Source organism: Streptomyces sp. NPDC039736 (genome assembly GCF_055596485.1).
This window is the reverse complement of the sequence record NZ_JBVIUQ010000002.1, coordinates 93,952-113,401: the sequence shown is the minus strand read 5'-3', so window position 1 is coordinate 113,401 and position 19,450 is coordinate 93,952. Positions and strand designations below refer to the sequence as shown.

The following is a 19,450-nucleotide window of genomic DNA, read 5'->3' as shown; positions in this document are numbered from 1 at the left end:
GAGAGAAGCCCCCCGGACTGAGTCCGGGGGGCTTCTTCGTGTTCGGGGTTCGACTGGCCGGCGGGAGCCGGGGCGTTGTCAGTGGTGGAGGACACACTGGCGGTATGGAGAGGGAGCGGGCGGGGCGGCGCGAGTGGCGGAGTGCCGGGCTGAGCTGGGCCGGTGGCATGCCGGGGCTGCGGTGGGAGGCGGAGGCCGGGGGCGGGTCCGCGGGCGGGGGCGGGCCGGTCAGTCCGTTGTCGTACGGGGTGGGGGCCGGGGGGACCGTCTCGTACGGGCGGGAGATCGGGTTCCGGGTGGTCGGGGAGCGGCGGTGCGTGGGGGTGCGGGGGAATCCGTGCCCCCTGCGTGCTGTCGTGGCGGGGCGGGCCACGCAGGCGCAGTGCGGGGAGTGCGCGCGGCTGGACCGGTCGCGGTCGGTGGCGGCGGACACGATGGCCGATGATCCGCGGCCGTATGCGGTGTACCTGGCGTGGTTCGGGCCGGGGATGGTGAAGGTGGGGATCACCAGGGAGGACCGGGGGTCGGCGCGGCTGCTGGAGCAGGGGGCGGTGGCGTTCAGCCTGCTTGGGCGGGGGCCGTTGATGGCGGCGCGGCGCTGCGAGGAGCTGCTGCGGGCGGGGCTCGGGGTCCCGGACCGGATCTCGTACGCGAAGAAGCGGGCGGTGCGGGCCGCGTTGCCGGGAGCGGCGGAGCGGGCGGCGGAGGTGCGGGAGCTGCATGCGCGGGCCGTGGAGCTGGCGGGCTGGCCGGAGGCGTTGGCGGTGGTGGGGTGCGAGGTCGTCGACCACGCGGGGGTTTTTGGGCTGGACGGCTTGGCGGGGGCCGTGGGGGTGGTGCGGGAGCTGGTGAGCGGGGGGTGTGTCGCGGGGAGAGTCGTGGCGGTGGCGGGGCCGGATGTGCATGTGGAGGTGCCGGGGGCCGGGGCTGGGGTGGTTGTGGTGGACAGCCGGCTGGTGGCGGGGTGGGTGCTGGAGAAGGGGGATGCGGGGGGTGGGGTGACGGTGCCCGTGAAGGCTGTGGAGGGGGAGGCGGGGGTGCAGGAGGGGTTGTTCTGAGGGGCTTTGTGTGGGGAGTGGGGGCTTGGTCGGGGTCGGGGTGCCGGTGGTGGGGCAGGGAGGGTCCGGGCCTGTGCGGGGGAAGTTCACCGGGGCGGGGTCGGTGGGGGAGGTGGTGGTGCGGCATCCGGGGTGAAGGGCGACCGTCGTGCCGGGGGGGGACACTCGCGCACGGGGCGTTTCCGGGGCTAGTAGGGACGTACGAGGGTTGGTGCCGTTTCCCGAGGGGGGTGGGAACGCAGAGGGTTGCTGGGGAGCGGCTTTCTGCATGTTCCGTACGGGTCCTCGCGCCAGCCGGAGGCGCTGGAGCGGCTCCGGCTGGGGGAGGGGCGGTCGCGGGGACGCCGGTTCTTGAGCAGCGGTTAGAGGAGGGCCTTGGCCAGGGCTCGCCACTCCTCGCGAGGGAGGGCGCCGACGGGGGCGCCGGCCGGGGGCAGGGCCTGGAGGGCGAGGTGGTCGGCGCCGGCCGCGTAGAACTCCTCCGCCTTGGCGCGGACGCGGTCCTCGTCGCCCAGCGCGAAGAGGGCGTCGAGGAGGCGGTCGCTGCCGTCGTCCGCGAAGTCGGCCTCCGTGAAGCCGAGGCGGAGGAGGTTGTTGGTGTAGTTGGGGAGGGCGAGGTAGCGGGCGAGCATCGCGCGGGCGGTCGTGCGGGCCTCGGCCAGGTCGGGGTTGAGGACGACCGTCAGCTCCGGGGCCAGGAAGGCGTCCGGGCCGAGGGCTTCGCGGGCCTGCGCGGTGTGGGCCGGGGTGACCAGGTACGGGTGTGCCCCGACGGCCCGGGACGAGGCCAGCTTCAGCATCTTCGGGCCGAGGGCGGCGAGGATGCGGCGCTCCGCGGGGAGCGGGGTCGCCGCCCGGTCGAGGGCGTCGAGGTAGGCGGTCATCGCCGAGTACGGGCGGGCGTACTGCGGGGCGAGCGCGTCGTGGCTCACGCCGAGGCCCAGGACGAAGCGGCCGGGGTAGCGCCGTTCGTAGGCGGCTGCCGTCGCCGCCACGTCCTCGGCCGTGTGCTGCCAGATGCTGACGATGCCGGTGGCGACCTTGAGGTGGTCCGTCGCTTCGAGGAGCGGGGCCACGTCGTCGAGGGACGGGTTGCCGCCGGACCAGACCGTTCCGTATCCGAGGTCCTCCAACTCCGTGACCGCGTCGGTGAGTTCCAGCGGGTCCTGCGGCTCGGGGGAGCGGAGGGCCCCGTGCCAGATGCCGAGGCGGCCGTGCGTGCGGGAGAGGCGGGAGCGGTGGGAGTCGGAAGTCATGTGGGGGCTAACGGGCAGGTCGGCGGGGCTATTCCGGGGGAGGGGGGCGTTCCGGGGGCGTTCTTCTCAGGGGATTCACAGGAACGGGCAAGGGGGCTCTCACCGTTCGCGGTGAGGGTGGGGCCATGCGGACGACAGTGAGTGGGCCCCGGGTGGGCGATCGGGGGCGCAGGCCGGTGGGTGAGCGGGTCGGCGTTGGTGGCGGCGGCGGTGGTGCCGTCCGAGTGCTGGTGGTGGACGGAGAGGCTCCGCTTGCGGAACTGCTGTGCATGACGCTGCGGTACGAGGGGTGGGAGACCCGGAGTGCCGGGGACGGGGCGGCGGCGGTGCGGGCCGCGCGGGTCTTCCGGCCGGACGCGGTCGTACTGGATGTGACGCTGCCCGACATGGACGGGCTGGACGTGCTGCGGCGGGTCCGGGCAGACCTGCCGGACGTGCCCGTGCTGTTCCTGACGGTGCGGGCCGCGGTGGAGGACCGGATCGCCGGGCTCACCGCGGGCGGCGACGACTACGTCGCCAAGCCGTTCAGCCTGGAGGAGGTCGTGGCGCGGCTGCGGGGGCTGATCCGGCGCAGCGGGGGTGGGCGGGTGGTCGCACGGCCGGACTCGGAGCTGGTGGTCGGGGACCTGCGGCTGGACGAGGACAGCCACGAGGTGTGGCGGGGGGAGGCCGAAGTGCGGCTCACGGCGACCGAGTTCGAGCTGTTGCGGTTCCTGATGCGGAATCCGCGGAGGGTGCTGAGCAAGGCGCAGATCCTGGACCGGGTCTGGAACTACGACTTCGGGGGGCAGGCCAATGTGGTCGAGCTCTACATCTCGTATCTGCGGAAGAAGATCGACGCGGGGCGGCCGCCGATGATCCACACGCGGCGCGGAGCCGGGTACCTGATCAGGCCGGGCGGGTGAGCGCCGGCGAGTGCTGAGTGCCTCCGGGCGGCGGGTGGCGGGTGGTGCCGGGTGCTGAGTGCCTCCGGGCGGCGGGTGGTGCCGGGTGCTCAGTGCCGCCGGTCGGGGGGCGTTGTCGGGTGTTGCGTGCCGTCGAGCGTTGAGCATCGCCGCGTGCTGCCGCGTGCGAGTGCTGCCGAGCGCTGAGCGCCGCCGAGGGCGGGTGCTGTCGCGTGCCGCGTGCTGCCGCGTGCTGCGCGTGCCAAACGCCGCTCGTGAACGCATGCCGAACGCCGCCGGGCTTCAATGTGCGCTGAGCGCGCCGAGTGCCGCCGCGTGCTGCGCGTGTCGAACGCCGCCCCTTGTCACGTGCCGAACGCCGCCGAGCGTTGCCGAGCGCTGTGCCGCCCCGAGTGCTGGACGTTGCCGGGTGCCGTCGAGTGCTGCGCGTATCGAGCGCTGAGAGTTGCCGCGTACAAGCACGCCGCCGAGCGCTGAGTGCCGCCCGAACGCTGAGCGTTGCCGCGTGCCGAATGCCGCCGCCGCGTGTCACCGCCGCCGAACACCCCCGCATGCTGGGCGTTCCGCGCGTCGAGCGCTGCCGTGTACAAGCGCCGCCGAGCGCGGAATGCCGGCCCGCCGAGCGTTGCTGCGTGCCGAGCGCCCCCGAGTGCTGTGCGCCGCCGCCTCCAGAGCGTTGCCGAGCGTCGTGCGAGCGGGTCCCGGGCATATTTCCTTTACGGTGTACAAGAGTGTCCTCTACGGTGTAGAGCGTCAGCCTGTACACCGTAGAGGAGTCCCGTCGTGGCAACGACGACCACCGACAGAAACCCGTCCGCCGTTCCGCCCGTCGCGTCGCCCCAGGGGCATCCCCAGCGCTGGCTGATCCTCGGCGTCATCTGCCTCGCGCAGCTCACCGTGCTGCTCGACAACACCGTCCTGAACGTCGCCATCCCCTCCCTCACCGCCGAGCTCCACGCCTCCAGCACCGACATCCAGTGGATGATCAACGCGTACGCGCTCGTCCAGTCCGGCCTGCTGCTCACCGCGGGCAGCTCGGCCGACCGCTACGGCCGCAAGAAGCTCCTGGCCGCCGGGCTCGCCCTGTTCGGGATCGGGTCGCTCGCGGCCGGACTCGCGCAGACCTCCGCACAGTTGATCGCCGCGCGCGCCGGGATGGGCGTCGGCGGCGCGCTGCTGATGACCACCACCCTCGCCGTCGTCGTGCAGATCTTCGACGAGAAGGAACGCGTCAAGGCGATCGGCCTGTGGTCCACCGTCGCCATGCTCGGCTTCGCCTCGGGGCCGCTGGTCGGCGGCATCATGCTCGAACACTTCTGGTGGGGCGCGATCTTCCTCATCAACATCCCGGTCGCGCTGCTCGCACTGGTCGCGGTCCTCGCACTCGTACCGGAGTCCAAGAATCCGGCCGGTGACCGGCCCGACCTGCTCGGCGCTCTGCTCTCCACCGTCGGCATGACGGCGATCGTGTACGTGATCATCACCGGGCCCGAGCACGGCTGGTCCTCCGGGCCGGTACTGGGCGCGGCGGCCGCCGGGCTCGTTTCGCTGGCCGCGTTCGTGTGGTGGGAGCTGCGGATTCCGTATCCGATGCTCGACATGCACTTCTTCCGCAACCAGCGCTTCGTCGGCGCGGTCGCGGGGTCGATCCTGGTCGCGTTCGGCATGACGGGGTCGCTGTTCCTGCTCACCCAGCACCTCCAGTTCGTGCTCGGGTACGCGCCGTTGGAGGCGGGGCTGCGGACCGTGCCGCTGGCCGCCACCGTCGTCGTACTGAATCTGGCGGGCGTCGGTGCGCGGGTGCTGGCCAGGCTCGGCACCCCGAGCACCGTCGTGCTCGGCATGGGCTGCGTCGCGGCGGGGCTCGCGGCGATCGCCGTTCTCGGCGGAGCGGACAGCCACGGCTACGGCGGCATGGTCGTCGGGCTCGTGGCCATGGGCGTCGGCGTCGCGCTGGCCGCGCCCGCCATGGCGAACGCCCTGATGAGCGCCATTCCGCCGGAGAAGGCCGGGGTCGGGGCCGGAATCAACGGCACCCTCGCCGAGTTCGGCAACGGGCTCGGGGTGGCGGTCCTCGGCGCGGTCCTCAACTCCCGGTTCGCCGCCCTGTTCACGGGTGCGGCAGGGGCGGTCTCGCTGCCCGTGGCACTGGCGGCGGCCCGTGACGAGGGGGAGCGGGAGCGTGTCCGGGACGCGTTCGCCTCCGGGCTGGAGACCAGCCAACTGGTGGGGGCGGCGGCCGTGCTCGCGGGCGGACTCCTGGCGGCGGTGCTGCTCAGGAGGGCGGAGGCCACCGCTCGTAAGGCCGGGGTGTGAGGGGCGACGGGGTCCGCTGCTCGTAAGCGTGCACGGGGGGCGGCACTCCGCGGGCTGTCCGTACGGCCGGACGTTCCTCACGGCCGAGGCCGCCCCGCAACCCCGTGACCCCGTGGCCGGGCCTCCGCAACCCCGTGGGCCCGAGCCGCCGCCCCCGCCGCCCCCCGCCGCCCGAGCCGCCCCGTACCCCCGCGGGCCGATACTGAATAGCATCGCCCCGGACGGAACCGGAACGCCACGGTCCGCCCCAGCAGAACCAAGGAGTGTGGCCCATGGTGCCCGCGGACGACCGCGTCAAGAAGCCCGGAATGCGCAGCGTGTGGCTGGACGCCAAGGTGCCGCGCGGCAGCGGGGGCGGTGCGCGCAAGGGGGATCCGGACTCCGGTCTGGACCGGGAGAAGATCACCGCCGCGACCGTCGCCCTGCTCGACGCGGAGGGCCTCGCGAAGTTCTCCATGCGCCGCCTCGCCGCCGAGCTGGGCGTCACCGCGATGTCCGTCTACTGGTACGTCGCCAACAAGGACGACCTCCTGGAGCTGGCCCTCGACCGGGTGGCCGGCGAACTCTCCCCGCCCGACCCCGACGACGACACCGACTGGCGCGTCCAGCTCCGCCGGCTCGCCCAGAGCTACCGGGAGATGCTGGTCAGCCACCCCTGGACGACCGGCCTGCTCAGCCGCTTCCTCAACATCGGCCCGCACATGATGGCGTTCTCGCATGCCTCGATCGAGGTCATGCGCAAGGGCGGCGTCCCGGTGGAGCGGCAGGGCGGGGCGATCTCCGCCGTCTTCCAGTTCGTGTACGGATTCGCCAACAGCGAGGCCCAGTTCCGCGGGCTCGCCGCCGACGCGGGGCTCAGCGTGGACGAGCTGTTCCGGGAGTCGATGGGGCTGATCGCCGGGGAGATCGAGGAGACGGAGCTGTTCCGCGCCTCCTCGGAGATCATGGCGGCGCGGGGCGGTGGCACGGTCGAGGAGATGTACCAGCGGGACTTCACGTACTCACTGGACGTGCTGATCGCGGGCATCGAGGCCACGCGCGGCGGACCGGCCGGAGCCGCTGAGGCTCCTGAGGTTCCCGGGGCCTGAGGGCCCGCCGCTCCAGCAGCGGCCTCACCCGGACAGGCGGTCCTGCCCCGGGAAGCAGCCCTGCCCGGAAGCGCCCCCGTCCCGAGGAGCGGCGCCCCGCGAAGCCGCCCGAACCCCCCGCCGCGCGGCAGCCCCCCGGGACGCCTCAGTCCCAGTCCCAGAGCTCCTCCTCGCCCGCCACCGCGTCCGCCGCCGACCCGTACACCGGCACGTCCCGTCGTACGCCCGTCAGCGTCACCACCCGGCGCACCACCCCCTCCTCCGCCACCGCGAGCCGCAGCGCGATGCCCGCCCCTGCCGCGTACTCCCGCGTGGCGGAGATCAGGCGGGCGCCGCGGCTGTCGGTGAAGGACGTCCCGGTGAAGTCCAGAACCAGGACGTCCGTCAGGTCGCGCCGCGAGTCCACGGCGTCGCACACGGCTCCGTACAGCTCCTCGCAGTTCGCGATGTCCATCTCGGGGGGCATGACGAGCAGCGTGCACCGCGGGTGGTGCGGGGAGCCGGAAAGATCGCTGAGGGTGAGGCGGAAGGACACAGTGGTCACCTGTCCGATGACGCCTTGTCGATGCGTCGTGATCGGGGGGCCGCTTCCTGACCGGGACTCTCATTGGACCACGCGGGCCGCGGCCGGTCGAGGAAACGCGGGCGATCCCCGCAGAAGCTTCGCACCGGGGTCCGCGTCTAGCTGATCGTCGCCTGCTTGCTTCGCCGCAGGACAGAAGCGGATAGAGTCTGTTCGTCCTTTGCTCGCAGTCGGGAATGTGCTGCGGAGCTCTCCCGGGCACGGCCGTATCCAGCGCCGTGCACGCCGAAGAGGTTCGTGGTGACTGCGTCCGACATTCCCGAAATTCCACATGCCCAGGTCGATTTCGACCTGCTTCCCGCCGGGCCCCCCGATGCCGGCCTGGCGGAGGCCCTGGCCGCCGCCGCGGTGGAACTGCACGAGGCCGACGGCCGCGAGCAGACCGCCCGCACGGCCGTCCGGCTCGCCCGCGACCTGGTTCCGGGCACCGACCACGCCGGGCTCTTCGTCGTCGAACGCTCCGGCCGCGTCCGTGCGCTCGCCACCACCGACGACGTACCCGCGTCCGAACTGCCGTTGCCGGGCGAGGAGTTGTGGCTGTCGCCGCTGTCCGTCGTCGACGACGGGGACGCGGGCTGCGCGCTCTTCCTGCGGCTGCGCGGGCACCAGAGCCGGTTCAGCGTGCTGACTCTGTACGCGAAGCGGCCGGGCGGGTTCGCCGACCCGGCCGTCGTGCGCGTGGGGCGGCTGCTGTCCGCGTACGTCGGGATCGCCCTGGAGACCGTCGACGTCACCGAGCAGCTCACCGAGGCCATGCACACCCGGGACGTCATCGGGCAGGCTACCGGGCTGCTGATGGGGCGCCTCGGCATCGACGCCGCGCAGGCCTTCGACCGCCTGGTCAGCGCCTCGCAGCAGAACAACGTGAAGCTGCGGGACATCGCGTCACGCATTGTCGATGCATCTGCCACGGAGTGACGACAGTGGGTGACGGCACAGCGTTTCCGGCGTGAAAGAGGGCACCTGCGGAGGTATGACCGACACGACTGACGCCATCACGGACTCGGGAGGACCGGGTCGGCTCCACGACTTCGACCTCGCGTCGTTGCACGATGCGCTCACCGACTGGAGGGGGCTGGACCGCTTCCTCCAGGAGCTGACCGAGCAGGCCGTCCGGGCCGTGGCCGACGCCGACTCGTGCAGCGTCACCATGCGCAGGAACGGGCGGCTGATGACCACCGCCAGCAGCGACGCCGCGGCGTTCACGCTCGACGCGATGCAGTACGAGGTGGATGCCGGACCGTGCGTGTGCAGCCTGCGGGACGGCGTCGAGAAGTACGTCGCCGACACGCTGGACGAGCAGCGCTGGGGCCCCTACCCCGGGCTGGCCGCCGGGCAGGGCGTCCGGTCGGTGTTCGCGGCGCCGCTGTCGGTGCAGGGGCGGCCGGCGTCGACGGTGCCGGACGCGGAGTCGCGGGCGCACACGGTGGGGGCGCTGAACCTGTACGCGCGGACTCCGGGGGCCTTCCGGGGCGAGAAGGAGGTCGTACGGCGCTTCGCGGAGCAGGCGGCGGGGGCGGTCGCGGTCGCGGAACGGATCGAGAGAGAGACGGAGGCGGCGCGCGATCTGCGGGCGGCGATGGAGTCGCGCTTCGTGATCGACCAGGCGATCGGGATCGTCATGGCGCGGCAGCGGTGCCCCGCGGAGGTGGCTCTCGGTGTGCTGCGGCGGGCCTCGCAGGGGCGGAACATCAAGCTCCGCGAGCTTTGCTACGAACTCGTCCTGCAGACCGGCGGACGGCCGCCGGAGCCGGGGCGCTTCACCCAGCGGGACTGAGCACCGCGGGTGCGACGGCCGGGACCGGACACCCCGGCCCCGGCCCCGGCCCCATCGGCAGGGCCCGTCGGGATCACGCCACCGGCAGCGCGGCGCCCTGCACGGACTGGATGTCCAGCTCGACGCGGAGGGTGGCGCCGATGGCGGAGATGCCCGCCTGCACCACCTGGTTGTAGTTCATCGCGAAGTCGTCGCGGCGCAGGTCCGCCGTCGCGTGGAAGGCCGCGCGCACCCCGCCCCACGGGTCCGGGCCCGTACCCAGGTACGAGAGGTCCAGGTCGACCGGGCGGACCACCCCGTGCAGGGCGAGTTCGCCGCGTACCGTCCAGCGGTCCGGGCCGGCCGGGACCAGTCCCGTGCTGCGGTAGGTGATGGAGGGGAAGGACGCGACGTCCAGGAAGTCGGGGGACTTCAGGTGGCCGTCCCGCATCCCGTTGCCGGTGTCGATGGAGGACGCGGAGATGACCGCCTCCACGCGCGACTGCTCGATGTCCTCGGCGATCTCGATCCGGCCGGAGAAGTCGGTGAAGCGGCCCCGCACGCTGGAGATGCCCAGGTGCTGGGCGACCGCGCCCACGGAGGAGTGGACCGGGTCGATGGTCCAGGTGCCCGGGGGCGGCAGTTCCACCCCGCCCTGACGCGTCAGGACCACGTGGCCCGCGTCGATCCGGCCCGCCGCGGTCACCAGCGCCGTCGAGGCCACCGGCGCGTAGCCGACGGCCGTCACGATGACCGTGTACGGGCCCGGGGTCAGCGCGGACGCGTCCGTGACGACGCCGTCCGCGTCGGCCGCCGCCCGCAGCACCTGCGTGCCGGTCATGTCGGTGACGGTCACCACCGCGTGCTGCACGGCCCAGCCGTCCCGGGTCCGTACCTGTGCGTGAAGTCCCATGCCTACCTGCCTTGCCGTGTCCGAAGCCCAAGGAAAAGAAAAGAGGGGGGCGGCAGGCCGTCCCCTGCCCGCCGCCCCCGTCCCACCGGCCCCGGGGCGCGCCTCCGCTCGACGCGCGCCCCGGGCCGGAGGTCTGAACTACTCGCCCGGGTGGGCGAGTTCGATGTCGTGCGCGTCCACGCCGCGCCCCGCCACCGTCAGGTTGCCCGCGACCGGCGGGTAGCCCGTCGCGATGACCGTGTACTCGCCCGCGTCCAGGTCGGTGAAGGCGTACGCGCCGTCCTCACCGGTGGTGGAGGTGGCGACCACGTTGCCCGCCGCGTCCACGAGCGTGACGCGGGCGTCGGGAAGCGGGCGCCGGGCGGAGCCCGCCCGGACCGTGCCCTGGACCAGCGCGCCGGCCTGGAGGACGGCCTCGATGCGGGTGATGCCGGTGCCGCCGATCTCGACCGGCAGCGCCGTCGGACGGAAGCCCGCCGCGTTGACGGCGACCGTGACCGTGCCGGGGACCAGCTCGGCGAAGGCGAACTCGCCGCTCTCGCTGGACGTGCCCGTGGCCAGGACGTCGCCGCGGACGTCGGTCACGATGACCATCGCCGCCGGGACGCCGGACCCGTCGGCCGCGCTGCGGACCGCACCGCTGAGGCCGCTGGTGCCGGAGAGCAGGATGTCGTACGCGATCGGCTCGTCCCCGACGGTGACCGTCGAGGCCTGCGGCTGGAAGCCGTCGGCGGAGGCGATCAGGACGTAGGAGCCGGCGGCCGGGGCGTCCAGGGCGTACCGCCCGTCCGGCCGGGCGACGGAGCGGCCGAGCTGCCGTCCGGCGAGGGAGATGAGGGTGACCGCCGCGCCGCGTACCGAAGCGCCTTCGGCGGTACGGACCGTGCCGTGCAGGGTCCGCCCGGTGGGCGGCAGTTGCTGCGTCGCCTGAGCCTCCTCCGCGTGGGCCGTGGCCTCCACGACCGGGGTCTCGGCGGTGGCGGCGGTGGCCGGGGTCTCCGTGGCGGCGGTGGCCGGGGTGTCCGCGTCGTTGGCGGACTTCAGGGCGACCTCCTTGACGAAGACGACCAGCAGCAGGGCGACCAGGGCGAACGGGGCCGCGTAGAGGAAGACGTCCGCGACGCCGTCGCCGTACGCGCTCTCCATCACCGTGCGGATCGGCGCGGGCAGGGCGTCCATGTCGGGGATGCCGTCGCCGGTGCCGCCGGCCGGGAGCTTGATGTTCCGGGCGGCCAGGCCGTCCGTGACGTAGTGCGTGATGCGGGTGGAGAGCACCGCGCCGAGCGCGGAGACGCCGACCGCGCCGCCGAGGGTCCGGGTGAAGGCGACCAGCGAGCTGGCCGCGCCGAGCTCCTGCGGCTTGACCTGGTTCTGCGTGGCGAGGACCAGGTTCTGCATCATCATGCCCAGGCCCAGGCCCAGGATCGCCATCCAGAGGGCGACCTGCCAGTACTCGGTGTCGTACGCGATGGTCGCGAGCAGACCGAGTCCGGCGGTCAGGCCGACGCCACCGGCGACCAGGAACGCCTTCCAGCGGCCGGTCTTGGTGATGATCGCGCCGGAGACCGTGGAGGACAGGAACAGGCCCGCGATCATCGGGATGGTCATGACGCCGGACATCGTCGGCGACTTGTCCCGGGCGAGCTGGAAGTACTGCGAGAGGAAGACCGTCGAACCGAACATCGCGACGCCGACGAACAGGCTCGCCGCCGAGGTCAGCGCGATGGTGCGGTTGCGGAAGAAGCGCAGCGGGATGAGGGGCTCGGCGACCTTGGACTCGATGATCACGAAGATGACGCCGAGGACGACCGAACCGCCGACCATCGTGTACGTCTGCCACGAGTTCCAGTCGTAGTTCTTGCCCGCGAGGGTCACCCAGATCATCAGCAGCGATGCCGAGGCGGCCAGGAAGAACGCGCCGAACCAGTCGATCCGCACCTTGCGCTTGTTGACCGGCAGGTGCAGCGTCTTCTGGAGGATGACCAGCGCGATCGCCGCGAACGGCACGCCGACGTAGAAGCACCAGCGCCAGCCGAGCCACGAGGTGTCGGTGATGACACCGCCGAGCAGCGGGCCGCCGACGGTGGCCACCGCGAAGGTGGCGCCGATGTAACCGGAGTACCGGCCGCGCTCGCGCGGCGGGATCATCGCGGCGATGACGATCTGGGAGAGGGCCACCAGGCCGCCGGTGCCGATGCCCTGGAGCACCCGGAAGCCGATCAGCATGCCGGTGTTCTGGGAGAGACCGGCCAGCGCCGAGGCCAGCACGAAGATGATCAGGGATATCTGGACCAGCAGCTTCTTGCTGAACAGGTCCGCCATCTTGCCCCAGATCGGGGTGCTGACGGCCATGGACAGCATGGCGGCGGTGACGACCCAGGTGTAGGCGCTCTGGGTGCCGTCGAGGTCGCGGATGATCTCGGGGAGGGCGTTCGACACGATCGTCGACGACAGCATCGCGACGAACATGCCGAGCAGCAGGCCCGCGAGGGCCTCCATGATCTGGCGGTGCGTCATCGGAGCGGCGCTGTCGGAGGCAGGAGCCGGGGAGGCTCCGTGCTTGGCGTGGCCGCCCCGCACACCGGTGGGTGTGGTCGTAGCCAATGGAATCCTTTTCCTTTACGCGGGTGTTGCGGGTATCGCGGAAGTCGTGAGCGCCCCGGCGGCGGGCCGCGGGGCGACGAGTGCCCCGCCGCCCGGTGCGGGGGCGGTGAGCGCGGCGGCGCAGTCCAGCGGCGCGGGCGGCCAGGAACGGCAGTCGCCGAAGCTGTCGCGCAGCCGGGCGAGCATCGCGTTGAGCTGTCCGACCTCGTCGTCGGACCAGTCGCCCAGGGTGTGGGCGAGGGTTTCGGTGGTGCGCCGGGACAGCTCGCGCAGGACGGACTCGCCGTCCGGGGTCAGGCGGAGGATGCGGGAGCGCTTGTCGCCCGGGTCGGGAGAGCGCTCGATCCAGCCGCGTTCGGCGACGTGGGCGACATGGCGGCTGGTCACCGACAGGTCGATCGCCATCAGCTCGGCGAGCCGGCTGAGCCGCATCTCGCCGTGCCGGTCGAGGAGGGTGAGCACGGCGGCGGAGCCGGGCGGGCACTCGGGCGGCAGGATGCGTCCGAGACCCCGCTTCACCGCGCCGATGGCACTGAGCTGGCGGGCCAGCTCCTCGTACTGGATCTTGGCGGCCATGGCACCTCCCTGCAAGCCTTCGGGTCCGTCGTGTCACTCATCTTGTTGCTTAGGGCAACGATAGGATTAGTTGGTTGCTTCAGGCAAGTTAAATTCGGGCCTCTCGGGCAAAGGAATCCAAAAGGCTGCGTGATCGGCCGGTCAAGGGCCCCTGGAGGCGGTGTGAAGCCGCAGGTCTGCGCGGAGAGGGGCCCTGGGGTGTCGCTCGGACCCCTCCTTTCGCTAGGGTCTCGCGCATGGCACACAACCCCCACGCCCCTCAGGGCCAAGGTCCCGAGGGCAACTACGACCCGGCGGGCAGCACTCAGATGTTCCGCGCGTTCGTGGACGAGGAGCCCGCGCAGCAGCAGCGGCGCTCGCAGCCGGCGGCACAGTCGTCGGGCCCCAAGACGGGCCTGATCATCGGCATCGTCGCCGTCGTGGTGATCCTGGCCGCGGTGGCCTGGCTCGCGCTCGGCTGATCCTCTTACGTTCCGCCCTCCGTCACGTCCCCTGCTGCCAGGCGGCGGAGACCTTCCGCGTCTCCACGCGCATGCCCAGCGGCACCCGCCAGGCGTCCACGCACACGGTGTACGTCACGTTCCTGGCCTCTCCCGGGCCGATCCGGCCGGGGAGAGGCTGGGTGGACGTCCGCGCCCCCCAGTCGACGCCGAGCGCCCCGATGATGTGCGTCCGGAACGTCACGCTGCCCGAGCGCACCGCCGTTCCGCCCGTGTTGTGCAGCCGCACCGTCACCTTCTCGCACCAGCGCCGGTCCGTCTTCGCCCGTACGGGCGCGCCGACGGACAGCGTGGCGGGGCTCGCGGGCGGTTCGGCGGAGGCCGGCGGCCCGGACGGGGGCGGGCCGGACGGGGCGGGCGGCTTCGGGCTGCCGGTGTCGGTTTCGCTGCCGGGGCCGGGCGGGGCGGTGGGCCTGCCGCCGGGGGTCTGCGGGGTGCCGACGGGGGCGTCCGAGCCCGTGGCGCCGGACGAGCCCGGCGACGTACCCGAAGTACCGGACGTACCCGAAGCACCGGACGTGCCGGAAGCGCCGGACGTACCGCTCGTGCCAGTCGTACCGGGGGTTCCCGGCGTGCCCGGGGTGCCGGGCCGGCTGCCCGGCCCGCCGCCGGAGTCGGGCGCGTCCAGCGGGAACAGTTCGACGGAGCTCTCGGGCGGCACCGGGCGCGTCGGGGCGTCCCCGGAGCCCGTTCCGGCCGCGCCCACCGCCACGAAGCCCTTGTCGCCCCCGCCGTCGCCGCCGACGGCCAGCAGGCCGCCCAGGCACAGCGCGAGAACACCGGCCCCCACTGCCACATGCTGACGTCGCATCGCGACAGTGTCACTGACGGTGCGTCAAATAACCAGCCCCGCCGACGGCTTCGCGCGGACGGGGCGGGCGGGTGAGGCGGGGCCTCAGTCGGCGATCAGGCCCTCACGCAGTTGCGAGAGCGTGCGGGTGAGCAGCCGGGAGACGTGCATCTGGGAGATGCCGACCTCCTCGCCGATCTGCGACTGGGTCATGTTCGCGAAGAAGCGCAGCATGATGATCTGCCGTTCGCGCGGCGGGAGTTTGGCCAGCAGCGGCTTCAGCGACTCGCGGTACTCGACGCCCTCCAGGGCCGTGTCCTCGTAGCCCAGGCGGTCCGCGAGGGAGCCCTCGCCGCCGTCGTCCTCGGGGGAGGGCGAGTCGAGGGAGGAGGCCGTGTACGCGTTGCCGACCGCGAGGCCGTCGACCACGTCGTCCTCGGACACGCCCAGTACGGCGGCGAGTTCGGGCACGGTGGGCGAGCGGTCCAGCTTCTGCGCCAGCTCGTCGGAGGCCTTGGTGAGGGCGAGGCGCAGCTCCTGGAGGCGGCGCGGAACACGCACCGACCACGAGGTGTCGCGGAAGAAGCGCTTGATCTCGCCGACCACGGTCGGCATCGCGAACGTCGGGAACTCCACGCCGCGTTGGCAGTCGAAGCGGTCGATCGCCTTGATCAGGCCGATGGTGCCGACCTGGACGATGTCCTCCATCGGCTCGTTGCGCGAGCGGAAGCGGGCCGCCGCGTACCGCACGAGCGGGAGGTTGAGCTCGATCAGGGTGTCGCGGACGTACGTGCGTTCCGGGCTGTCCTTGTCGAGGACGGCGAGCCGCAGGAACAGGGAGCGGGACAGCGTGCGGGTGTCGAGTGCCTCCGGCTGGGAGACGATCGGCGGCGCTTGCGCGGGCCCGGGCTGGGCCGGGATCGCGGTCATCGCCGGAGCGCGGTCGAGCATGTCGGGCGCATCCTTGATGAGCACCTTCGAACTGCCCTGTTCTACGGACATGCCACCCCCTCTTAGGGTCGCGGACGGTAGCGGCAGACGCTTCCCGTCGAAGGAAGCAGCCTCCACCTGAATACCGGCGGCGGAGCTGCGGCAAACGCGGTTCCAGCAGAATGTCACATGTCGGCAACACGCTGTAGCGCCAAGTCGACAAATACAGGCAGGAAAGAGGGGGTGTGCGGCTTTTCTTCCCCCCACAGCTTCCCTCGCGTTGTACCCGCGAGGATTACGCCTCGATCCTATTTGCGGACCTCAGGCGCGCGAAGCTGCGGGCGAGCAAACGGGACACGTGCATCTGGGAAACGCCGAGCTCGGCGCTGATCTGGGACTGGGTCAGGTTGCTGTAGTAGCGCAGGACCAGGATCCGCTGCTCGCGTTCCGGGAGCTGCACCAGCAGGTGGCGGACCAGGTCGCGGTGCTCGACCCCGGCCAGCGCCGGGTCCTCGTAACCGAGTCTGTCGATGAGTCCGGGCAGTCCGTCGCCCTCCTGGGCGGCCTCCAGCGAGGTGGCGTGATAGCTGCGGCCGGCCTCGATGCAGGCCAGCACCTCCTCCTCGCCGATCCGCAGCCGTTCGGCGATCTCGGCGGTGGTGGGGGAGCGGCCGTGCAGCGTGGTGAGGTCCTCGGTGGCGCCGTTGACCTGCACCCACAGCTCGTGCAGCCGCCGGGGGACGTGCACGGTGCGGACGTTGTCGCGGAAGTAGCGCTTGATCTCGCCGACCACGGTGGGCATCGCGAAGGTGGGGAACTGGACGCCCCGGTCCGGGTCGAAGCGGTCGATCGCGTTGATCAGGCCGATGGTGCCGACCTGGACGACGTCCTCCATCGGCTCGTTGCGGCTGCGGAAGCGCGCGGCGGCGTACCGGACGAGGGGGAGGTTCGCCTCGATCAGCGCGGCCCGCACCCGGGAGTGCTCCCCGGAGCCGGGGGTGAGGCCCTTGAGCTGGCCGAACAGCACCTGGGTGAGGGCGCGGGTGTCCGCGCCCCGGGTGCGCGGCGCGGGCGTTCCCGGCTCCCGGTCGGCGGTCTCGACGAGGGGCGTCTCGCCGGGGGTCTCAGCTCCGCGCGGCTCAGGAGTACCAGGTGACTCGTCTGCGTCGTGCGACTCGTGTGCGCCGTGCAGCTCATGTGTGCCGTGCGGCTTCTGCGGGCCGTGTGGCTCATGGGGTCCGTGGGACTGATGGGGCGGTGCTTGCGGAGCAGTACTGGCCGGCACAGTCAACGCCACCCCTTTTTCAGTCGTTGAGCGAACACTTCGTCGCACTCATCCGTCAAAAGCGGTCATAGCATCACAAGACATGTGCACTGTGTGCAAGCACCTGATAACCCCGTGTTGGTGGCAAGTTGGGGCATAAATATGCAAAAACCCCGCACCGGGAGGGTGCGGGGCTGTGCTGTGGAAGCCCTGGGAGCGGTGGCCGCCCGGCCTAGAAGGGGTAGTCCGCGATGACCCAGGTGGCGAACTCGCGCCACTGTGCGACGGCCGCCTGATGGGCCGGGTGCTCGGCGTACGCCTTCAGCGCATCGGCGTCCGCCACGGCCGAGTTGATGGCGAAGTCGTAGGCGATCGGGCGGTCCGAGACGTTCCAGGCGGACTCCCAGAACTTCAGCTCGGGGATGAGGCCGGGCAGCTCGGCGAAGGCTTTCGCGCCGGCCTGCACGCGCTCCTCGTCGCGGGAGACGCCCTCGTTGAGCTTGAAGAGGACCAGATGGCGGATCACGGGGCACTCCTTGGGGAAGAGGAGCGGCCGTCGGAGGGACGCGGCGGACGCGTCCGGGCTACTTCACGAGGTTGGTCATGAACGAGCCGATTCCCTTGGCCGCGTCGGACAGGCCCTGGAAGCCTAGTCCGACCATGTTGGCGGCCTTCTCCGGGGAGGTGATGATCGTGTACAGCACGAAAACGACCAGGATGTAGAGAATGGCCTTCTTGATGTCCATGCCCAGACCCTCCCCTGTGGTCCGCCGAGCGGTCGCGAGAGTCTAACCGCAGGACCGCACAACTCAAGCGGGCGCGTGCGATCACCCTGCGGGCACCGCCGGAATCTCCCGCTCCGCCCCACCCGCCCTTTAAGGACCAAGGGCCCGCCCCCGGAGGTCCTTCGGCGGGGATGCCGGGCTTGCGGGGGGAGCAGGATTGTCCTTGAGCCCGGAGGGATCTGGCAGGAGTCCACCGGGTGAGGAACGTGACCCCACTGCGGGGTCCGCGCCGCGCACTCCCCTGACTGCGGCCCGGACTTGGAGGTCCGTTCTCATCGGGGGAAGCGGCTTGTCCCCCCGATGCCGCTTCCCCCGGCCTGAACCCCTCCCGCGAGCGGCGGCCCCCACGGACCAGCAGAGCCCCGGCCTCTCCCAGGCCGGGGCTGCTGCTGCGTGGCCGCCGGTCACGGCGACCGCGTACGGACATGAGGAAAGCCCCTCCGGAATCCCGGAGGGGCTCTCTTCTGATGGCGGTAGCGGTGGGATTTGAACCCACGGATAGCTTGCACCATCACACGCTTTCGAGGCGTGCTCCTTAGGCCACTCGGACACGCTACCGAGACAGAGTCTAGTACACGCCGGGCAGTGCTCCGAAACCGATGACCGCCGGTCCGCGCTACCGCTCGCGGAAGAAGGCGGTCAACTGCCGCGCGCACTCCTCCTCGCGCACACCCGCGACGACCTCGGGCCGGTGGTTGAGCCGCCGGTCCCGCAGCAGGTCCCAGAGCGAGCCCGCGGCCCCGGCCTTCTCGTCGCGCGCGCCGTAGACGACCCGCTCCAGGCGGGACTGCTGGATCGCGCCCGCGCACATCGTGCACGGCTCCAGGGTGACCACCAGCGTGCACCCGGTCAGCCGCCACTCCCCGAGCTTCTCCGCGCCCCGCCGGACCGCCAGCACCTCGGCGTGCGCGGTCGGGTCGCCGTGCAGTTCGCGCTCGTTGTGCCCGGTGGCGAGCACCTCCCCGGCCGGGGACAGCAGGACGGCGCCGACCGGCACGTCGCCGGACCGCGCCGCCGCTGCCGCCTCGGACAGGGCGAGCGTCATGGCCGTACGCCAGGGATCTCGTACGGGATCGGACAGGGGGGACTCCTCGGGCACTAGCGCACGGCCTCCAGGATCTCCGCGGCGCCCAGCGCCTCGGCGATCGTGGACAGCGCGTCGCTGTCGAGGGCGAGCAGCTCCTTCTCCGACAGGCCCAGGTCGGCCAGGATCAGCCGGTCCCCGGCCGGGCCCGCGACGGCGGGCCCGCTCTGGGCGGGCACGAGCGCGACGGCGTCGGTGGACTCTGCCTCGTCCACGGTCTCCGTCTCGCTCTCCCCGTCCTCGGTGCCGTCGAGGTCCAGTGCTTCCAGGTCGACGACGACGTCGTCGTCGGAGCCGAGCAGTTCGTCGGTGAGGATCTCTCCGTACGAGGAACGGGCGGCCGCGGCTGCGTCGGAGACGTAGATCCGCGGGTCCTCCAGTTCCTCCACGCGGACGACGCCGAACCAGGCGTCCTCCTGCTCGATGAAGACGAGCACCATGTCGTCGTCCACCGAGCCCTCGCGGGCAAGTTCGACGAGGTCCGTGAGGGACTCCACGTCGTCGAGCTCCGTGTCGCTCGCTTCCCATCCGTCTTCGGTGCGCGCGAGCAGTGCGGCGAAGTACACCGTGACTCTCCCACTGGTCAGAGGTGACGATTCAGCGGTGCTCAGAAGGCCCCGCCCAATCGGAATCGTGACAGAAACCAGTCGCGAGCGGGATGTCTTCCGCTCTTGCGTCGTGCATCAGTCCGGTGGGCGGCCTGTCCGCGGGGCGCTCCGGACCGGTCGTACGACTACCAGCGGAAGGTCCGCATCCGCATCTGCTGGCGCATTCTCGCCGCCCGCGCCCGTCGCGGCTGGACCCGGTCGCGCAGCTCCTTGGCCTCGTTGAGTTCGCGGAGGAACTGGGCGCGTCGCCGCCTCCTGGCCGCGTCGGACTCCTGCGCCCGCTGCTCCTCGGTGAGCTGCTCGGCGTGGAGAGTGTCCTGTTCTGGCTGCTGCGTCATGGGCCCGCACCGTCCTGATGAGGCGTCTTTCGGTACGTCTTCACCTTCCCTCGGGTTCCGGGGATGATGCGAGCCGGAACGCGACGGGACGTCTGT

20 protein-coding genes and 1 tRNA gene are annotated in these 19,450 nt (G+C 71.9%); 7 read left to right on the top strand and 14 right to left on the bottom strand.

Going from position 1 to position 19,450, the window contains the following annotated elements; genetic code table 11:
- Positions 1 to 104 precede the first annotated feature (104 nt).
- On the top strand, positions 105 to 1,058 hold the full coding sequence (locus ACZ56L_RS05470) for a DUF2797 domain-containing protein (protein WP_471061898.1): 954 nt from the start codon (positions 105 to 107) through the stop codon (positions 1,056 to 1,058).
- Between the two features lie 362 nt (positions 1,059 to 1,420).
- Here ACZ56L_RS05470 and ACZ56L_RS05465 read toward each other — a convergent pair whose 3' ends face one another.
- The gene (locus tag ACZ56L_RS05465) at positions 1,421 to 2,314 is read right to left on the bottom strand and encodes an LLM class F420-dependent oxidoreductase (protein ID WP_345220699.1); all 894 of its coding nucleotides are present in this window, start codon (positions 2,312 to 2,314) and stop codon (positions 1,421 to 1,423) included.
- Between the two features lie 125 nt (positions 2,315 to 2,439).
- Here ACZ56L_RS05465 and ACZ56L_RS05460 point away from each other — a divergent pair, with 125 nt between their 5' ends.
- The 3 genes from ACZ56L_RS05460 to ACZ56L_RS05450 all read left to right on the top strand — a co-directional run bounded on the left by ACZ56L_RS05460 (position 2,440) and on the right by ACZ56L_RS05450 (position 6,623).
- Entirely contained in the window at positions 2,440 to 3,219 is a 780-nt protein-coding gene (locus tag ACZ56L_RS05460) for a response regulator transcription factor (protein ID WP_471061895.1), read from the top strand.
- A gap of 783 nt (positions 3,220 to 4,002) precedes the next feature.
- Complete coding sequence (locus ACZ56L_RS05455; RefSeq protein WP_471061892.1) at positions 4,003 to 5,535, top strand: MFS transporter; 1,533 nt, start codon at positions 4,003 to 4,005, stop codon at positions 5,533 to 5,535.
- A gap of 272 nt (positions 5,536 to 5,807) precedes the next feature.
- Complete coding sequence (locus tag ACZ56L_RS05450) at positions 5,808 to 6,623, top strand: TetR/AcrR family transcriptional regulator (protein WP_471061889.1); 816 nt, start codon at positions 5,808 to 5,810, stop codon at positions 6,621 to 6,623.
- 145 nt (positions 6,624 to 6,768) lie between these two features.
- On the opposite strand, the gene ACZ56L_RS05445 is transcribed toward ACZ56L_RS05450, so the two are convergent.
- Positions 6,769 to 7,167 (bottom strand): STAS domain-containing protein, encoded by a 399-nt coding sequence (locus ACZ56L_RS05445; RefSeq protein WP_468691003.1) that lies wholly within the window; start codon positions 7,165 to 7,167, stop codon positions 6,769 to 6,771.
- 279 nt (positions 7,168 to 7,446) lie between these two features.
- Between ACZ56L_RS05445 and ACZ56L_RS05440 the strand changes: the two genes are divergently transcribed.
- The gene (locus tag ACZ56L_RS05440) at positions 7,447 to 8,124 is read left to right on the top strand and encodes an ANTAR domain-containing protein (protein ID WP_471061885.1); all 678 of its coding nucleotides are present in this window, start codon (positions 7,447 to 7,449) and stop codon (positions 8,122 to 8,124) included.
- 55 nt (positions 8,125 to 8,179) lie between these two features.
- Positions 8,180 to 8,983 (top strand): GAF and ANTAR domain-containing protein, encoded by an 804-nt coding sequence (locus ACZ56L_RS05435; RefSeq protein ID WP_345220685.1) that lies wholly within the window; start codon positions 8,180 to 8,182, stop codon positions 8,981 to 8,983.
- A 73-nt stretch (positions 8,984 to 9,056) separates the two neighbouring features.
- Here ACZ56L_RS05435 and ACZ56L_RS05430 read toward each other — a convergent pair whose 3' ends face one another.
- From ACZ56L_RS05430 to ACZ56L_RS05420, 3 genes are all read right to left on the bottom strand, one after another.
- On the bottom strand, positions 9,057 to 9,875 hold the full coding sequence (locus ACZ56L_RS05430) for a YceI family protein (protein ID WP_345220683.1): 819 nt from the start codon (positions 9,873 to 9,875) through the stop codon (positions 9,057 to 9,059).
- Between the two features lie 138 nt (positions 9,876 to 10,013).
- Positions 10,014 to 12,392 carry an MFS transporter gene (locus tag ACZ56L_RS05425; RefSeq protein ID WP_471062804.1) on the bottom strand — a complete coding sequence of 793 codons (2,379 nt, stop codon included), beginning with the start codon at positions 12,390 to 12,392 and terminating at the stop codon, positions 10,014 to 10,016.
- 102 nt (positions 12,393 to 12,494) lie between these two features.
- On the bottom strand, positions 12,495 to 13,055 hold the full coding sequence (locus ACZ56L_RS05420) for a MarR family winged helix-turn-helix transcriptional regulator (protein WP_345220679.1): 561 nt from the start codon (positions 13,053 to 13,055) through the stop codon (positions 12,495 to 12,497).
- A gap of 236 nt (positions 13,056 to 13,291) precedes the next feature.
- Between ACZ56L_RS05420 and ACZ56L_RS05415 the strand changes: the two genes are divergently transcribed.
- Entirely contained in the window at positions 13,292 to 13,516 is a 225-nt protein-coding gene (locus ACZ56L_RS05415) for a hypothetical protein (protein ID WP_189822633.1), read from the top strand.
- A gap of 22 nt (positions 13,517 to 13,538) precedes the next feature.
- Here the strand turns inward: ACZ56L_RS05415 and ACZ56L_RS05410 are convergent, their stop codons facing one another.
- From ACZ56L_RS05410 to ACZ56L_RS05370, 9 genes are all read right to left on the bottom strand, one after another.
- Positions 13,539 to 14,366: a hypothetical protein gene (locus tag ACZ56L_RS05410; protein ID WP_471061879.1), complete on the bottom strand. Its 828-nt coding sequence runs from the start codon at positions 14,364 to 14,366 to the stop codon at positions 13,539 to 13,541.
- Between the two features lie 84 nt (positions 14,367 to 14,450).
- On the bottom strand, positions 14,451 to 15,347 hold the full coding sequence (locus tag ACZ56L_RS05405; protein ID WP_345220675.1) for an RNA polymerase sigma factor SigF: 897 nt from the start codon (positions 15,345 to 15,347) through the stop codon (positions 14,451 to 14,453).
- A 223-nt stretch (positions 15,348 to 15,570) separates the two neighbouring features.
- Positions 15,571 to 16,560, bottom strand: a complete 990-nt coding sequence (locus tag ACZ56L_RS05400; protein ID WP_471061875.1) for an RNA polymerase sigma factor SigF — start codon at positions 16,558 to 16,560, stop codon at positions 15,571 to 15,573.
- Positions 16,561 to 16,771: 211 nt separating this feature from the next.
- The gene (locus ACZ56L_RS05395) at positions 16,772 to 17,065 is read right to left on the bottom strand and encodes a Dabb family protein (protein ID WP_471061872.1); all 294 of its coding nucleotides are present in this window, start codon (positions 17,063 to 17,065) and stop codon (positions 16,772 to 16,774) included.
- A 58-nt stretch (positions 17,066 to 17,123) separates the two neighbouring features.
- A complete protein-coding gene (locus ACZ56L_RS05390; protein ID WP_189822638.1) occupies positions 17,124 to 17,285 on the bottom strand; it encodes a hypothetical protein in 162 nt (53 codons plus the stop codon).
- A 507-nt stretch (positions 17,286 to 17,792) separates the two neighbouring features.
- Positions 17,793 to 17,882, bottom strand: a tRNA-Ser gene (locus ACZ56L_RS05385).
- A gap of 58 nt (positions 17,883 to 17,940) precedes the next feature.
- A complete protein-coding gene (gene tadA / locus ACZ56L_RS05380; RefSeq protein ID WP_401755385.1) occupies positions 17,941 to 18,369 on the bottom strand; it encodes a tRNA adenosine(34) deaminase TadA in 429 nt (142 codons plus the stop codon).
- A 53-nt stretch (positions 18,370 to 18,422) separates the two neighbouring features.
- Positions 18,423 to 18,974 carry a tRNA adenosine deaminase-associated protein gene (locus tag ACZ56L_RS05375; protein WP_345220664.1) on the bottom strand — a complete coding sequence of 184 codons (552 nt, stop codon included), beginning with the start codon at positions 18,972 to 18,974 and terminating at the stop codon, positions 18,423 to 18,425.
- Positions 18,975 to 19,141: 167 nt separating this feature from the next.
- On the bottom strand, positions 19,142 to 19,354 hold the full coding sequence (locus ACZ56L_RS05370) for a hypothetical protein (RefSeq protein WP_345220662.1): 213 nt from the start codon (positions 19,352 to 19,354) through the stop codon (positions 19,142 to 19,144).
- Positions 19,355 to 19,450: the final 96 nt, after the last annotated feature.

Coding starts and splice junctions, on each gene's coding strand:
- ACZ56L_RS05470 (WP_471061898.1), top strand. CDS start 105: ATGGAGAGGGAGCGGGCGGGGCGGCGCGAGTGGCGGAGTGCCGGGCTG.
- ACZ56L_RS05465 (WP_345220699.1), bottom strand. CDS start 2,314: ATGACTTCCGACTCCCACCGCTCCCGCCTCTCCCGCACGCACGGCCGC.
- ACZ56L_RS05460 (WP_471061895.1), top strand. CDS start 2,440: ATGCGGACGACAGTGAGTGGGCCCCGGGTGGGCGATCGGGGGCGCAGG.
- ACZ56L_RS05450 (WP_471061889.1), top strand. CDS start 5,808: ATGGTGCCCGCGGACGACCGCGTCAAGAAGCCCGGAATGCGCAGCGTG.
- ACZ56L_RS05435 (WP_345220685.1), top strand. CDS start 8,180: ATGACCGACACGACTGACGCCATCACGGACTCGGGAGGACCGGGTCGG.
- ACZ56L_RS05430 (WP_345220683.1), bottom strand. CDS start 9,875: ATGGGACTTCACGCACAGGTACGGACCCGGGACGGCTGGGCCGTGCAG.
- ACZ56L_RS05425 (WP_471062804.1), bottom strand. CDS start 12,392: ATGACGCACCGCCAGATCATGGAGGCCCTCGCGGGCCTGCTGCTCGGC.
- ACZ56L_RS05420 (WP_345220679.1), bottom strand. CDS start 13,055: ATGGCCGCCAAGATCCAGTACGAGGAGCTGGCCCGCCAGCTCAGTGCC.
- ACZ56L_RS05415 (WP_189822633.1), top strand. CDS start 13,292: ATGGCACACAACCCCCACGCCCCTCAGGGCCAAGGTCCCGAGGGCAAC.
- ACZ56L_RS05410 (WP_471061879.1), bottom strand. CDS start 14,366: ATGCGACGTCAGCATGTGGCAGTGGGGGCCGGTGTTCTCGCGCTGTGC.
- ACZ56L_RS05405 (WP_345220675.1), bottom strand. CDS start 15,347: ATGTCCGTAGAACAGGGCAGTTCGAAGGTGCTCATCAAGGATGCGCCC.
- ACZ56L_RS05390 (WP_189822638.1), bottom strand. CDS start 17,285: ATGGACATCAAGAAGGCCATTCTCTACATCCTGGTCGTTTTCGTGCTG.
- tadA (WP_401755385.1), bottom strand. CDS start 18,369: ATGACGCTCGCCCTGTCCGAGGCGGCAGCGGCGGCGCGGTCCGGCGAC.
- ACZ56L_RS05370 (WP_345220662.1), bottom strand. CDS start 19,354: ATGACGCAGCAGCCAGAACAGGACACTCTCCACGCCGAGCAGCTCACC.